Consider the following 14,317-nt stretch of genomic DNA (forward strand, 5'->3'; position numbering starts at 1 on the left):
TTGCTCTTCTTTATTTTTCCGGTTCGTCGCCCTGTTTCTTGCCGAACGACTTCTGCTTTTCGGCCATCGCCTTGAGCCTCTCGAACACTTTCGCGTTGACTGTGCCCTCTGGCCATTTGCCGTTTTCATCCATTGCTCCCGCCGGAACGCCGGTCAGAATTTCGATGCCTTCGTCGATGTGCGTGACGGGCCAGATCGAGAACTGTCCCGCTTCGACCGCTTCGACGATGTCTTTCCGGAGCATCAGGTGCCTGACGTTCGAGGCGGGGATCAGGACGCCGTGGCGTCCGTCGAGGCCGCGCTCGTGGCAAAGATCGAAAAATCCCTCGATTTTTTCGTTCACGCCACCGATGGCCTGCACCTGGCCGTGCTGGTTGACCGAGCCGGTGACGGCCAGCCACTGCCGGATCGGAATGCCGGAGATTGCCGAGAGCAAAGCGTAGAGCTCGGTGGAGGAGGCGCTGTCGCCCTCGATGCCGCCGTAGGATTGCTCGAAGACCAGCGTCGCCGAAAGCGAGAGCGGCTCGTCGGCGGCGTAGCGCGAGCCGAGGAATCCCGACAGAATCATCACCCCTTTCGAGTGGATCGGCCCGCCCATTTCGACCTCGCGCTCGATGTCGATCACCTCGCCCTTGCCGAGGCGCACACGAGCCGTGATGCGGCTCGGAGTGCCGAAGCTCTCTTCGCCCAGCGAGTAGACCGACAGGCCGTTGATCTGGCCGACCTGTTCCGACGAGGTGTCGATCAGAATCGCGCCCCGCATCATCGCGTCGCGCATTCGCTCCTGAATGCGCGACGCGCGGTAGCGTTGCGCTTCGAGCATCGCCTCCACATCGGCGGCGCTCACCTGCGCCCGACCGCTTTGCGCCGCGTGGTACTCCGCCTCGTGGGCGAGGTCGCGGATCGCCTGAAGGTTCGTCGTCAGCCGGGTGGCGTCGCCCGCCATGCGCGAGCCGTGCTCGACGATCCGCGCCACCGCGCTGCGCTCGAAGGGCAGAAGCTTGTCGCGTTTGGCAATCGAGCCGACGAGCCGCGCGTAGGCGAGGTGCGTCTCCGCGTTGCGCTCCATATCGTTCTCGAAATCGGCGGCGATCTTGAACAGCTCGTTGAAGTCGGGATCGTAGCTGCTCAGGAGGTAGTAGAGCCGACGTTCGCCGAGCAGCACCACCTTCACGTCGAGCGGAATCGGCTCCGGTTCGAGCGAAATGGTGCTCACCAGGCTGTAGAGCTGCGCGAGCGATTCGATGCGAATCTGCCGCGTGCGGAGCGCTTTCTTGAGCGCCTCCCAGGCGAAGGGTTCCAAGAGGAGCCGCCGCGCGTCGAGGATCAGGTAGCCGCCGTTGGCGCGGTGCAAGGCGCCCGGCTTGATGAGGGTGAAGTCGGTGATGAGCGTGCCCATCTGCGCGGCGTGCTCGATGTCGCCCACGAGGTTCAGGCTGGCGGGTTTGTCTTCGAGAATCACCGGCGCGCCGTCGAGCTTGCTGTTGTCGATCATCACGTTCACCCGGTAGCGCACGACGGAGCGCTTGCGCCCGGCGGGGCTGAAGGGCGGCGGCATCATGCCGAACGGCGACTCGTCCGGCGACTCCTTTTCGAGGAACTGGCTGAAGTTTTCGACCATGTCGCGCTCGACCTCGCCGAAATAGTTCAGCACCGATTCGATCCCTTTGTATCTCGCCCTGATTTCATCCATGAGCGGTTTGAGGGCGAATGCCGAAACCTCGCGGTTCAGCTCCTTGATTTTGTCGGCGGTTTCGCGCTGCCACTTGGGGAACTGCGCCATGATCGATTGCAGGCTGTCGCGGAGGCGGTTGGTCTCTTTTTCGATCTTGTCGCGCTCCTCCTGTTTCATCTGCATGTAAACGTCTGGTGCGATAACCTTGCCCTCGTGAATCGGCGCGAAAGCGAAGCCTCCCGGAGTGCGGATGAGGGTGATTTCGTGTTCCTGCGCATCGTGTTCAATCGACTCGATGGCGCTTGACTGCTTTTCCTGCAACGCCTCGCCGATCTCTTTTTCCCGCGACTGGTACTCTTCGCTGCTGAAGGCGGCGGGCATGACGCCGAAGAGCGACTCGACGAGATGATCCATGTCGTCGCTCAGGCGGCACGCCTGGCCGGGCGGCAGGCGAAGCGCCTTGGGGCTGCGCGGTTTGTCGAAATTGTAAACGTAGCACCAGTCGTCGGGTCGAGCCTCTTTCGGCGCGATGGCGTTGAGGAATTGGAGCACGGTGGTCTCCTTGCCGGTTCCGGACGGGCCGAGGGCGAAGAGGTTGAAACCGTCGCGCCGGATGCCCATGCCGAGCCGGATCGCGTCGAGCGCTCGCTCCTGGCCTGCGATTCCTGTCGAGCCATCGAGATCGGCGGTGGTGCTGAATGCAAATTCACCGGGGTCGCACCGGTTGAAGAGTTGCGCGGGGAGGAGTTTTGCGGGAACAGGCATATCTGATGCTCCTTTTTCCGGATGGCTGAAAGAGCGTCAACCGCAAGCGGCCTTCCGCCGGAATTGGAAAGCCGCCTCTCTTTATGCGGGTCAGTGTTCAGTTAGTGCTCTTTTTCAAAGAACTTTAAGATGCCTGGAAATGGTTCCCCTGAGTCTCTCTCAGACCGTCTCTTCCTCCTCCAGCGCCTTGCGCAGATGCACCGGCGGCTCGGCCTCTTTCTTGCGCAGCCGCAGGTTGAGCATCTCCACCGAGACCGAGAAGGCCATCGCGAAATAGACGTAGCCGCGCGGGAACTCGAATCCGGCCCCTTCGGCCACCAGCGTCGCGCCGACGAGAATCAGAAAGCTCAGGGCGAGCATCTTGATGGTCGGGTGGCGCTCGACGAACTCGCCGATGCTTTTGGAGGCGGCCATCATGACGAAGACCGCAATCATGATGGCGAGAATCATGACCGGAATATCCTTGGCCAGCCCCACGGCGGTGATGACCGAGTCGAGCGAAAAGACGATGTCGATAATGGCGATCTGGATGAGCGTCATGACGAAGTTCGAGGCGGAGCGCTCCTTGACAACCTCTTCGGTGCCTTCGAGGCTCTGGTGAATTTCGTGGGTGCTTTTGGCGAGCAGGAACAGCCCGCCGCCGAGCAGGATGAGGTCGCGCCCGGTGACGGCGTGGCCGAAAGCGGTGAACAGCTCGTTGGTGAGGCGCATCACCCAGGTGATCGAGAGCAGGAGCGCGATGCGGCTGAGCATCGCCAGCCCGAGGCCCAGAACACGGCCCGGCTTCTGCTGTTCGGCGGGCATCCGGCTGACGATGATGGTGAGAAAAATAATGTTGTCGATGCCGAGGACGATTTCAAGCGTCGTCAGCGTCAACAGGGCAATCCAGGCCTCAGGACTGAAAATCCATTCCATATAAGTATCTGCGTTGATTGAGGGTTGTGTCTTTGGCTTCGGGAAGTTACATCCGCAGAACCAGACCGGCAAAAATACGATTCATAATGGCCGATATTGCTACATTTATCGGGATACCTCAGTTTTTTTTGCCGATGGATTGAAGAGCGAGAGAGACACAACATTGTAGGGGCAACCCTTGCGGTTGCCCTCTTTTCAATGTCACGCGACAAGATGGGCAACCGCGAGGGTTGCCCCTACAGAAATATCAGGGCTGCCTGAAATCAAACCGAATCCATGCCTGAATCGTACGACGCCACAACCCCTGCCGGACTTCGGCGCTACTTCGATAGCGGCGCGACACGATCCGCAGCGTGGCGTCGCGGGCAGCTTCGGGGGATCGATGCGTTTCTGCGTGAGCGCGAGGCCGCCATCGCCGAGGCGATTCATGCCGATCTTCGCAAGCCGGTTGCCGAGACCTGGCTGACTGAAACCGCCTGGCTCAGGAGCGAAATCCGGTACGTCCTGAAGCACCTTCGCGGCTGGATGCGTCCGAAAAAAGTCGGCGTACCGTTGCACTACCAGCCCGCGCGCGCGTTCGTCGAGCGTGAGCCGCTGGGCGTCGTGCTCATCATCGGCGCATGGAACTATCCGTTGCAGCTTTGTCTGGCCCCGCTCATCGGCGCTCTGGCCGGTGGGAACTGCGCGGTGGTGAAGCCTTCGGAGATGGCTCCCGCCACGTCGGCTCTGCTCTTCGGGGAGCTGGGGCGTTATGTCGATCCGGAGGCGGTCAGGGTTGCCGAAGGCGATGCGGCGTTCACCGCCAGCTTGCTCGAACACCGCTTCGACCATCTCTTTTTTACGGGCAGCCGCCGGAAAGGGCGCGAGGTGATGGCGGCGGCGGCGCGGCACCTCACGCCGGTGACGCTCGAACTTGGCGGCAAAAGCCCGGTCATCGTCACCGAAAAAGCCGATCTGCGCCTGGCTGCCCGGCGGATCGCGTGGGCCAAGTTCCTCAATGCGGGGCAGACCTGCGTGGCTCCCGACTATCTGCTGGTTCACAAGTCCGTCGAGGAGCAGCTTTTGGCGATGATGAAGGAGGCGCTGAGTGAGTTTTTTGGCGACGATCCGCAATCGAGCGCCGACTATGGCCGGATCGTCGATGCCCGCAACTTCCGGCGGCTCGAAGCGTTGCAGCGCGAGGGAACGCTCGTCGAGGGGGGCGGTTCGAACGAGGCTTCGCGCTATATCGCGCCGACGATTCTCCGAGACGTTCCGGAGGATTCCGGTCTCATGAAGGAGGAGATTTTCGGCCCGCTGTTGCCGGTGCGTTCGTTTACGACGCTTCAGGAGGCCGTCGGCATGGTTCGGGCGCTCGACGATCCGCTCGCCGTCTATCTTTTTTCGCGTGACCGCGCGGAGCTTCGTTATCTGCGCGAGCACACCCGGAGCGGCGGCGTCTGCTGCAACGACCTGCTCTTTCAGGCCTCGATTCCCGGCCTGCCTTTCGGCGGCAGGGGCGCGAGCGGCATCGGCGTCTATCATGGCAGGGCGGGCTTCGAGACCTTCACCGCCGAGCGGAGCGTCCTTGAGCGGGGCGGTTTTCCGGATCCCGATCTGCGCTATCCTCCCTACACGGTAGGCCGGTTCAGCTTGCTCAAGAAAATTGTCACCATCTTTTCATAGGCGAATGAGTACAGCAAGCAAAGTATCGGAACGAACCGGCCTGGCCTTCGGCGGCGGCGTGGTGCTTGGCGCGGCGCACATCGGCGTACTGAAGGCGATGGACGAGACCGGCTTTCGCGCGGATTGCGTCGCGGGCACCAGCATCGGCTCGTTCATCGCGGCGATGCACGCCTTCGGCAAAAGCTGGCGGGAGATCGAAAAGGTTGCTCTTGAGCTGGACTGGTCTGATCTGTCGGGCCTCACCCTCTCCGGCTACGGCCTGCTTTCGATACGCAAATTCGGCGAGATCGTCCGCGCCCAGCTCGGCACCCGCCGCATCGAGGACGCGCCGGTTCCGCTCGCTATCGTCGCCACCGACATCTGCACTGGACTCGAGGTGGTGCTGCGCAAGGGTGACGTGGCCACGGCAGTGATGGCCAGCTCGTCGATTCCCGGCATTTTCAAACCGGTGGAGCTGGGCGAAATGCTGCTGGTCGATGGTGTATTGGTCGAGAACGTGCCGGTCTCTCCGCTCAAGGCGATGGGTGCGAGCCGGATCGTCTGCATCGACCTCTTTGGCCGTCACAGCTTCCGGCGGCCCGAGCATCTGCCCGACCTCTTGCTCAACGCTTTTTACAGCGCCATGCGCGCCATTTCGCAGATTCAGATCCGGGAAGCCGATCTGGTCATCACTCCCGATCTCTCCCGCTTCAGCCTGGTCGATATGTCCGCCGTGCCGGAGATTCTCGATATCGGCTACCGCGAGTCCATGCCATTGCTCGAAGCGTGGCGGGACGAGCACCCGTGACGTTCCGCTCTTTTCGCGCCGGAACCGGGAATGCAAAGGCGGCGGTTTGCGTTCTGAAAAAGCCCGTGTTTCAACACCAAATCAAAGGAGGACGCAATGCCTATCCAAAGATTACGGGAGTTCCTCGACGGCCATCAGGTCAAGTACTTCGTCACCAGCCACTCGCCGGCCTACACGGCGCAGGAGATCGCCGCCGCCGCGCACGTGTCGGGCAACGAGCTGGTCAAGACGGTCATGGTGACGATCGACGGCAACATGGCGATGGTGCTTCTGCACGCTTCGCGCCACCTTGATTTCGACAAGCTCCGCGAACTGTGCGGCTCTCGCGATGTCGTCCTTGCCGAGGAGGTGGAGTTCAGCGGTCTGTTTCCGGAGTGCGAAATCGGCGCGATGCCGCCCTTCGGCAATCTCTACGGCATGGCGGTCTATGCGGACGAAGAACTCGAGGAGGGCATGGATATTGTCTTCAACGCCGGAACTCACCGGGAGCTTGTCAGGCTCTCCTGGTTCGATTACCGCAGACTGGTCAGCCCGGTCATGGGTCGGCTCACCTCCGGTTCGTAGGTCAGCCGGAGCGAGCGGTTTGGCAATCTTCAGCGGTGGCGCGGCTTTTTAAGCGGGAAATAGTACCTTTGACGGAGCCTCAAATGGCGAGGAACGGCCTGCGGTTTTGTAGGCACGTTTCGATGTCCCATGAGTCAGATGCAATGATTTTCAGCTTTTTGCCGCCGCCGATATGAAGGTAGCCTTATATGCGGGAACCTACGTCAAAGACAAGGATGGCGCCGTACGGTCGATCTACCAGCTTGTCTCGTCAATGATCAAAAACGGCCACGAGGTCGTGGTCTGGACGCCCGATTTCACCCCTGGATCGAACGCCTCGGTGCCGGTCAACCTGACGCCGTCGGTGCCCATTCCACTCTATCCCGACTACAAGCTCGGTTTCTACAACGCCGTCACCGAACGGCAGCTCGACGAGTTCGCGCCCGACATCGTCCATATCTCCACCCCCGACATCGTTGGCCGCAAGTTTCTGCGCTATGCCAGGAAAAAAGGCGTTCCGGTCGGCTCGGCCTACCACACCGATTTTCCCTCCTATCTTTCGTACTACCATCTCGGCTTCGCCGAACCGGCGGTCTGGCGCTTCCTCCGGAAATTCTACAATGCCTGCGACGTGACGCTCGCGCCCAACGAAAGCGTCCGCGAGCGGCTCACCGGCAAGGGGATCGAACGGGTGGAACTCTGGTCGCGCGGCATCGACAGGGAGCTGTTCGACCCGTCACGACGCTCCGTAAAGCTCCGCCAGGCTTGGAACGCTGAGGGGCGGACGGTGATCATCTACGCCGGGCGTTTCGTGCCCTACAAGGATGTCGAGGTGGTGATGAGCCTGTATGAGCGCTTCGCGGACGAAGGACTCAGCGAGCGAGTGCGCTTCGTGATGATCGGCTCCGGCCCCGAGGAAGCAGAGATGCGGCGGCGGATGCCCGACGCGGTTTTTACCGGCTACCTGACCGGCGCGGCGCTGCCGGAGGCCTACGCGAGCGGCGACCTGTTCCTTTTCCCCTCGACCACCGAGGCGTTCTGCAATGTGGCGCTCGAAGCGCTCGCCACCGGCCTGCCCGCCGTGGTGTCGGACGTTGGCGGATGCCGTGAGCTCGTCGAGCGCTCCGGCGGCGGTCTGGTCGCCAAAGCCGGGGATATTGGTGATTTCTACAAGTGCTGCGCAAGGCTCATGCAGGACGGCGAACTGTTCCGCGCGATGCGCGAACGTGGCCTGGTCTTCGCCGAGGACAAATCATGGGTGGCGGTCAACGGCCAGCTCATCGCCCGCTACCAGGCGATGATCGCTGCGAAGGCTTCGCGGTGAGCTGTATCCTAATCCCGGTCCCAAGTAAAAAATAAATTCCGCCCATTCCCGTAGGGGCAGCTCTTGCAGCTGCCCATGTGTCGCTGCGCTCATTGGTGAGACAGGTCTTTGTGGCTGTGCCGGTTTTTTTGTACGTGCGGCCTTTAGACTGTTTCAAGCAGGGCAGGCGCGAGGCCTGCCCCTACAACCCAATGCGTCTCCTTGCTCTGACGCTTAATTATCAACCCTTCACCTCGTACGGCTCCATGATGTAGCCGAGGCAGTCCTGCATGATGACTCTCGTGTCGCGGGTGAACATCGAGGGGACGATCGGCAGGCGCGTGAAAATCCGCTCTTCGCTGAAGCGGAGGTAGCGGCTGGTGACGTCGCGTTCGTCGTTGTCGATCACCACGAGCGGCAGTACGCCGTCGCGGCAGCATCCCAGCTCCGCGCCTTCGGGCACTCGCTCGAAGTTGAGGGTTTCGAGGTCTGCGCGCAGGCAGATGTCCGCGCTCTGTGCGTGAGCGCCGAACTCCACGCTCGCGCCCTCGCGCACGATGATCCGCGCCGTGGTGTGGAACAGGTCGCTGAGGTGGTTCGGCGGCGGCGTGAAGAGCGCTTCGGCGGAGAGTTCGAGGCTGTGCCGGAGGTACTGCTCCACGTGGCTCGTTCCGGCGGCGTTGCCCGACACGCCGCATTCGAGCGTCACGGAGGGGCAGATGCGCGACAGCGCGATCGAGATCACCTCGTGCGGCTCGGTGAACCAGACGATGGTTTTGCTGAAGCGTCGCGCCAGGCTGAGCGTGGCGTCGTCGAGCCGGTTGACGCAGCCGTAGTGCGGGTTTTTCCCGGTGTTGTTGTGCAGGTCGATGGCGGCCAGCGGCGCGGCTTTCGTGACCTCCGCCAGCACCTCCCGCGCCAGCCGGTGCTCCGGGTAGCGCCCGTCATGCCAGATGCGGTTGTAGTCGGCCTGCCCCTCGAGCTTGCGCAACCCGTTTTCGGCGGCGGCGACGTTGCCCACGAAGAGCAGCACCGGTCTCGGCAGCGGGCGGCGTGGAGCGTCGTATCCCGCCAAAAGCCGCTGCATCGCCTCGAAGCCGGTGGTTTCGTTGCCGTGCAAGAGGATCGAGACAAAGAGCGGTGGCCCCGGCTCGCCCTCGATGCGGATGAGCGACGGCCCGGGCAGGATGTCGCCGAGCCGCTCGACCGGCGCGTCGACAAAGCCGTCGGGCAGGCGCTCGAAGCGGTGGAGCGCCGGAACGGGGAGGTGGCTCAGAGGCTCCATTCGTGAACGGGAATGTTGCGGCTCTGGTTTTCGAGGCAGGCCTGCGTCAGCGCCCGGAAGTCGGGGCCGTGCTTGCCGACGAACGCTTTCTGCCACCACGCGCCGTTGCGCCGCGACGCTACCCGCTGCGCCAGAATATCGACGAGGTAATAGCGCAGGTCGCGGCTGTCGAATCCCGCCGCCGCCAGCGCCAGAATCGCGCCGGGGATCAGGTGCTGCATGAGGAGCGTCTCGACCGGCATCGAATCGCCCGATGTCCACCTGACCTGCGCGTCGAGGCCGGAGCGGGCGGTGGCGTAGAAATTGGTCCGCGCCTCTTCGAACGATATGGACGATTGTGGAACCTCCGGTTGCAGATGAAGCATCGCGCCGTAGAAAAAGAGGATATTGGCGATGATGTCGGGAATCGACGGCCCCGCCGCCGGGACGCGGTGCTCGATGCGCAGATGCGGGCGGCCATCAGCGCCGAAGCCGATCAGTGGGCGGTTCCAGCGCCAGATGGTTCCGTTGTGCAGCCGCAGATGGTTTAGCATGGCGGGATCGTGGTCAAAGAGAACCGGCAGCAGCACCGGGAAACCGTCGAGATTTTCGAGGAACACCTCCTTCAGCGACTCGCGGACATAATCGTGCCCGAAAGTGACTCGCGACACCGGTCTTCCGGCGGGATCGACGAACGACGGCGTGTTCACGGCCTGCTCGAAGAGCGGGATGCGGGTCTCGTCCCACAGCTCCTTGCCGAACAGGAACGGCGAGTTGGCCGAGAGCGCGGCCATCGGCGCCGAGAGCACGTGGGCGATGTTGTAAAAAGCGGCGGCTTTGCTGAGCGGAACCTGAAAGTGAATCTGCAAAGAGGTGGTTGCCGCCTCGGCCATGACGTCGTGGTGGATCACCTCCAGCCGCTCTTTCGCTCCTTCGATGTGAATTTTGAGTGGATGCAGCGAGCGCGAGCGCAGGATTTCACGGTTCAGGGCGTGAAACCGCTGCATCGACGACATGCTTTCGAGCGTGAGCATCCTGTCCTGCAAGGTTGGTAGAATGCCGGTAAAGAGGGTCTGGCACCCCATTTCGCGGGCGTGGCTGGAGCAGCTTGCCCAGAGCGTCTGAAGCTGCGTTCGCAGAAACTCCGGGAGCTGGCGGTTCAGCGGATGGGGCGGGACGTTGAGTTCGAAGTTGTATTTCGACAGCTCCGCCACGACGAGCGGATCGTTCACCCGCGCGAGGAATTCGTCGTTGCGCGCCGCCGGAGCGCAATCGTTGTCCACGAGCCACCCTTCGAGCTCGAAGCCGCACATCACCTCGTGCTTCTCGAACGCATCTGCGGCAAACCACTCCATCAGCAACCGAGTCTCCTTTCGCAGATTTTGCTGAAACAGCCGGAAATCCTCCGCGCTGAACTCGGTCTTTGCTATTTCACTACCCATCGATAAATCGTTAGTTGAACCAATCTGGGTAATCGCGAAGTCAGTTGCAAATGTTTTCCCGAAATCGAAATCGAAATCGAAATCGTTATCGAAATCGAAATCCGATTCTATTCCGACCACAATCTGGATTTCGACGTGAATTCAGATGTGCGTCATAAAGTCGTTAGTCTCTGGAACCAATAATCACCGCCGGGAGTAACAACTCCTAAAAGGGAGATTTCATATGAAGATAGGGTTTATCGGTCTCGGCAAGATGGGGTTCAACATGGTCGAGCATCTGCTTGAACTTGGCCACGAGGTGGTGGCGTTCGATGTTTCGGCGGAGGCGGTCAAAGCGATTAAGGCCAAAGGCGCGACGGCGGCCAGTTCGTTGCAGCATCTCGTTGGCGAACTCGATGCGCCGCGTGTCGCGTGGATGATGGTTCCCGCCGGGCGTCCGGTCGATGCGGTGATTGGCGGCCTCGCGCCGTTCTTGAAGGCGGGCGATATCGTCATCGATGGCGGGAATTCCCGCTATACCGATTCGGTGGTCCGCGCCGAAAAGCTGCGCGAAGAGGGCGTCCGCCTGCTCGACATTGGCACCAGCGGCGGGCTGGATGGCGCGCGCCACGGAGCCTGCATGATGGCCGGGGGCGATCGTGAAGCTTACACCATCGTCGAGCCGATGCTGCGTGACCTTTGCGTCGAGAACGGCTACGGCTACATGGGCAAGTCCGGCGCGGGGCACTTCGTGAAGATGGTGCACAACGGCATCGAGTACGGCATGATGCAGGCGATCGGCGAAGGGTTCGACCTGCTTCGGGCCAGCGGGTTTGCGCCGGATAACGAGACGGTGGCGCGGGTGTGGTCGAACGGCTCGGTGATTCGCGGCTGGCTCATGGATCTGGCGGGCAAGGCGTTCGCGCAGGACAACGACCTCGGCTGGCTCGGCGGCAAGGTGGCCGATTCTGGCGAGGGGCGCTGGACGGTGGAGGCGGCGGTCGATTTCGGCGTACCGGTGCCGGTGATTGCCGACGCGCTCTTCCGGCGCTTCCGGTCGCAATCATGCGAGAGCTTTTCGGACAAGGTGGTCGCGGCGCTGCGCCACGAGTTCGGCGGCCATGCGTTTCAGTCGCCGGAAGCCGGGGAGGAGAAGCCATGAGCGGCACACTTGAAAACTTCACCATCGTCATTTTCGGCGCGAGCAGCGATCTGGCGTCGCGCAAGCTTTTTCCCTCGATCTTCCAGCTTGCCCGCTGGGGCCACATGCCGGAGAACTTCCGGCTGATCGGCGTTGGGCGGCAGGAGATGCGTCACGACGAGTTCCGCCAGAGCGTTCGCGAGCGCCTTCTGGAGCACTCGCCCGAAGACGCCGGTGACGCGGCTCGGCTCGATGCCTTCTGCCGCCGCCTCTTTTATGCGTGGGTCGATCTTGATGATCCGGCGGGCTACGCGAGGCTGCGCAACGAGATCACGAGCGATGAGGGAAACGGGCGCACCTGCCGTAACCTGATGTTCTATCTGTCGATACCGCCGAGCCTCGCGCCTGCCGTCGTGCGCGGTCTCGGTCAGGCCGGGCTGGGCGGACGTGAGGAGTCATGCGCCGGGTGGCGCAAGCTCATCGCCGAAAAGCCTTACGGCCACGACCTCGAAAGCGCCCGCGAGCTGAACCGCGTCATCGACGAGGTGTTCGAGGAGCGGCAGGTCTATCGCATCGACCACTACCTCGGCAAGGAGCCGGTGCAGAACATCATGGTGTTCCGCTTCTCCAACGGCATTTTCGAGCCGCTCTGGAACCGGCAGTACATCGCGCAGGTCATGATTACCATCGCCGAGGATTTCGGCATCAGGGGGCGCGGCGGCTACTACGAGGAGGCCGGGCTGCTGCGGGACATCATCCAGAACCACGGCTTGCAGTTGCTCACGGCTATCGCGATGGAGCCGCCGGTCGATCTCGAAGCCGACTCGATTCGCGACGAAAAGGCCAAAATCCTGCGCTCGGTGCGCCGCTTCAACCTCGACTCGGTGCTCGATTCGGTGGTGCTCGGCCAGTACGAGGGGTACGTCGGTGAGAAAAATGTCGCGCCGGACTCGAAGGTCGAAACTTTCGCCGCCGTGAAGTTCCACATCGACAACTGGCGCTGGTCGGGCGTGCCGTTCTACATGAAGGCGGGCAAGAATCTGGCGAAGCGCGTGACCGAAATCGTTATTACTTTCCGCTGCCCGCCGCAGAACTACTACGGGCCATCCGGCGGCGCGGCGTGCAGTACGCCGAACCAGGTGGTGCTCGGCATCCAGCCCGACGAGACGGTCGCCATCCGCTTCGGCGCGAAACGTCCCGGCGAGCAGATGATTACCGATCCGGTTTTCATGAAGTTCGACTACCGCGGCACCTTCCAGGGCGAGGGCCTCACGCCCTACCACCGCCTGCTGCTCGACGCCATCGAAGGCAACCAGATGAACTTCATCCGCAAAGACAGCGTCGAACACTCGTGGAGCATCATCGACAGCCTGAAAGATTCAATTGACGGCCAGGCTCCGGAGCTATACCCGGTGCATAGCTGGGGGCCGGAGTCATCGCGGATTTACGGGTGAGATGGTGGGGGGATTTGAATATTCTGACATGGACACTCAAACTTGTATTTGCCATTTCAATTGCCCCTGCGACAAAAAATCGCAATCGCCGCCGTTGTAAGAAATTGGGCTAAAGCCCAGATATATTTTGTGTTATCCGCATACCCCGGACTGAAGTCCGGGGCAATTGTTTAAGAGGTTTAATGGCCGGAGTAATAATTGTCCTGGCTTTTTACACTCAGGAGTCCCGATATGTCGGGACGATGGATATTCAACTCTTCCATTGTCGTTTAGTTGTCCCGGTTTCTTACACTCAGGAGGGTTTCAACCCGACGGACATTCAACTCTTACATTGCAGTTCAATTGCCCCGGCTTTCAAGCCGGGGACTACATGACAAAAAAAATACCGGGCTTCAGCCCAATTTCTTCATACCCCGGAATCATCAGAGCCTATCAGCAAATCCAAACTTCTCGATGAACTCCTGATACTCGTCGGCAAAGGTTTTCACTCTGTGATGTTCAACCTGAGCATCGATATAAGCACGAACCGTGTCGAGCTGTGACTCACTGACGGAAACGGCGAAATAATCATCCTGCCAACCGAACCGGAAAGGGAGCATACCACTTTTGTTCATCCAGCACGATGATTCTCCCTTGAGGGTCTGAATCACTTTGGCAATATTCTGGTTGGAACCAAGAGAGATGAGGAGATGGAGATGGTCATTGCTTCCGTTAATCCTATCGATAAAAATGCCCTGATTGCTGGCATATTTCGCAATGTGGCTGAAGAGGTTTGCGCGAACGTCATGATTCATAATTGCCGAGCGGTTTTTGGTCGCCCAGACGCAATGAACCCAGATTTTGATAAATGGCATTTTAGGAAGAGATTGCAGGGGTTGAAGTCTTCCGATTCAGTTGAAATATAAGAAATTGGGCTGAAGCCCATGAGGAGGGGAGGCTCTTTTTTCCCCGGACTGAAGTCCGGGGCAACATGAATGCAAAAGCCGAAATGTCAGGCGGGATGAATCCCGCCTGAATATGGGAACCGAAGTCAAAAAGAACTGACACTGAAAAATAGCTCGATTTTGCTTCTGAGTCAGCCTCTTTCTTGTGCTCGACGCCATCGAAGGCAACCAGATGAACTTCATCCGCAAAGACAGCGTGGAGTACTCGTGGGAAATAATCGACAGTTTGAAGGATTCAATCGACGGACAGGTTCCAGAGCAATATCCGGTGCATAGCTGGGGGCCGGAATCGTCGCGGATATATGGGTGAGATGGGGGGGGAGTTGAATATTCTGTAGGGGCGGATTTGCGTGTCTTCCCTTTTATTAATCCGGCCAATAAAACTCGCAAATATATTATATTGCGGGTATGGAAAAAATCGATATTAGAAAAGTCTCTGA

The 14,317-nt window shown here is 60.6% G+C and carries 12 protein-coding genes; 7 read left to right on the plus strand and 5 right to left on the minus strand.

Going from position 1 to position 14,317, the window contains the following annotated elements; genetic code table 11:
* Positions 1–10: 10 nt before the first annotated feature.
* Together FGF66_RS08700 and FGF66_RS08705 are read right to left on the minus strand one after the other, a co-directional pair.
* Entirely contained in the window at positions 11–2,440 is a 2,430-nt protein-coding gene (locus tag FGF66_RS08700; RefSeq protein ID WP_139457259.1) for a Lon protease family protein, read from the minus strand.
* A gap of 159 nt (positions 2,441–2,599) precedes the next feature.
* Positions 2,600–3,355 carry a TerC family protein gene (locus tag FGF66_RS08705; protein WP_139457260.1) on the minus strand — a complete coding sequence of 252 codons (756 nt, stop codon included), beginning with the start codon at positions 3,353–3,355 and terminating at the stop codon, positions 2,600–2,602.
* A 276-nt stretch (positions 3,356–3,631) separates the two neighbouring features.
* On the opposite strand from FGF66_RS08705, the gene FGF66_RS08710 reads away from it, so the two are divergent.
* From FGF66_RS08710 to FGF66_RS08725, 4 genes are all read left to right on the plus strand, one after another.
* Complete coding sequence (locus tag FGF66_RS08710; RefSeq protein WP_139457261.1) at positions 3,632–5,020, plus strand: aldehyde dehydrogenase family protein; 1,389 nt, start codon at positions 3,632–3,634, stop codon at positions 5,018–5,020.
* 4 nt (positions 5,021–5,024) lie between these two features.
* Positions 5,025–5,807: a patatin-like phospholipase family protein gene (locus tag FGF66_RS08715; protein WP_139457262.1), complete on the plus strand. Its 783-nt coding sequence runs from the start codon at positions 5,025–5,027 to the stop codon at positions 5,805–5,807.
* Between the two features lie 96 nt (positions 5,808–5,903).
* Positions 5,904–6,371 carry an aminoacyl-tRNA deacylase gene (locus tag FGF66_RS08720; RefSeq protein WP_139457263.1) on the plus strand — a complete coding sequence of 156 codons (468 nt, stop codon included), beginning with the start codon at positions 5,904–5,906 and terminating at the stop codon, positions 6,369–6,371.
* A gap of 172 nt (positions 6,372–6,543) precedes the next feature.
* Positions 6,544–7,674, plus strand: a complete 1,131-nt coding sequence (locus FGF66_RS08725) for a glycosyltransferase family 4 protein (RefSeq protein ID WP_139457264.1) — start codon at positions 6,544–6,546, stop codon at positions 7,672–7,674.
* 220 nt (positions 7,675–7,894) lie between these two features.
* On the opposite strand, the gene FGF66_RS08730 is transcribed toward FGF66_RS08725, so the two are convergent.
* Together FGF66_RS08730 and FGF66_RS08735 are read right to left on the minus strand one after the other, a co-directional pair.
* Positions 7,895–8,938 carry a M14 family metallopeptidase gene (locus tag FGF66_RS08730; RefSeq protein ID WP_139457265.1) on the minus strand — a complete coding sequence of 348 codons (1,044 nt, stop codon included), beginning with the start codon at positions 8,936–8,938 and terminating at the stop codon, positions 7,895–7,897.
* On the minus strand, positions 8,926–10,359 hold the full coding sequence (locus tag FGF66_RS08735; protein WP_170181300.1) for a glutamate-cysteine ligase family protein: 1,434 nt from the start codon (positions 10,357–10,359) through the stop codon (positions 8,926–8,928). Before FGF66_RS08735 ends, FGF66_RS08730 begins: the two co-directional genes overlap by 13 nt.
* 223 nt (positions 10,360–10,582) lie before the next feature.
* On the opposite strand from FGF66_RS08735, the gene gnd reads away from it, so the two are divergent.
* Positions 10,583–11,500, plus strand: coding sequence for a phosphogluconate dehydrogenase (NAD(+)-dependent, decarboxylating) (gene gnd, locus FGF66_RS08740; RefSeq protein ID WP_139457266.1), 918 nt, complete (start codon positions 10,583–10,585; stop codon positions 11,498–11,500).
* Positions 11,497–12,933 (plus strand): glucose-6-phosphate dehydrogenase, encoded by a 1,437-nt coding sequence (gene zwf, locus FGF66_RS08745; protein WP_139457267.1) that lies wholly within the window; start codon positions 11,497–11,499, stop codon positions 12,931–12,933. Before gnd ends, zwf begins: the two co-directional genes overlap by 4 nt.
* A 422-nt stretch (positions 12,934–13,355) precedes the next feature.
* On the opposite strand, the gene tnpA is transcribed toward zwf, so the two are convergent.
* Positions 13,356–13,787, minus strand: coding sequence for an IS200/IS605 family transposase (gene tnpA / locus FGF66_RS08750; RefSeq protein WP_139457268.1), 432 nt, complete (start codon positions 13,785–13,787; stop codon positions 13,356–13,358).
* A 235-nt stretch (positions 13,788–14,022) separates the two neighbouring features.
* On the opposite strand from tnpA, the gene FGF66_RS08755 reads away from it, so the two are divergent.
* Positions 14,023–14,187, plus strand: coding sequence for a hypothetical protein (locus tag FGF66_RS08755; protein ID WP_342779651.1), 165 nt, complete (start codon positions 14,023–14,025; stop codon positions 14,185–14,187).
* The last annotated feature ends 130 nt before the right edge of the window (positions 14,188–14,317 follow it).

This window comes from Chlorobaculum thiosulfatiphilum (genome assembly GCF_006265165.1).
Classification (GTDB): Bacteria; Bacteroidota; Chlorobiia; order Chlorobiales; family Chlorobiaceae; genus Chlorobaculum; species Chlorobaculum thiosulfatiphilum.

What these genes read in the sequence shown, in the direction of transcription:
- gnd (WP_139457266.1), top strand. Translation starts at nt 10,583, where the DNA reads ATGAAGATAGGGTTTATCGGTCTCGGCAAGATGGGGTTCAACATGGTC.
- FGF66_RS08730 (WP_139457265.1), bottom strand. Translation starts at nt 8,938, where the DNA reads ATGGAGCCTCTGAGCCACCTCCCCGTTCCGGCGCTCCACCGCTTCGAG.
- FGF66_RS08705 (WP_139457260.1), bottom strand. Translation starts at nt 3,355, where the DNA reads ATGGAATGGATTTTCAGTCCTGAGGCCTGGATTGCCCTGTTGACGCTG.
- FGF66_RS08725 (WP_139457264.1), top strand. Translation starts at nt 6,544, where the DNA reads ATGAAGGTAGCCTTATATGCGGGAACCTACGTCAAAGACAAGGATGGC.
- FGF66_RS08710 (WP_139457261.1), top strand. Translation starts at nt 3,632, where the DNA reads ATGCCTGAATCGTACGACGCCACAACCCCTGCCGGACTTCGGCGCTAC.
- zwf (WP_139457267.1), top strand. Translation starts at nt 11,497, where the DNA reads ATGAGCGGCACACTTGAAAACTTCACCATCGTCATTTTCGGCGCGAGC.
- FGF66_RS08700 (WP_139457259.1), bottom strand. Translation starts at nt 2,440, where the DNA reads ATGCCTGTTCCCGCAAAACTCCTCCCCGCGCAACTCTTCAACCGGTGC.
- FGF66_RS08720 (WP_139457263.1), top strand. Translation starts at nt 5,904, where the DNA reads ATGCCTATCCAAAGATTACGGGAGTTCCTCGACGGCCATCAGGTCAAG.
- FGF66_RS08735 (WP_170181300.1), bottom strand. Translation starts at nt 10,359, where the DNA reads ATGGGTAGTGAAATAGCAAAGACCGAGTTCAGCGCGGAGGATTTCCGG.
- FGF66_RS08715 (WP_139457262.1), top strand. Translation starts at nt 5,025, where the DNA reads ATGAGTACAGCAAGCAAAGTATCGGAACGAACCGGCCTGGCCTTCGGC.
- tnpA (WP_139457268.1), bottom strand. Translation starts at nt 13,787, where the DNA reads ATGCCATTTATCAAAATCTGGGTTCATTGCGTCTGGGCGACCAAAAAC.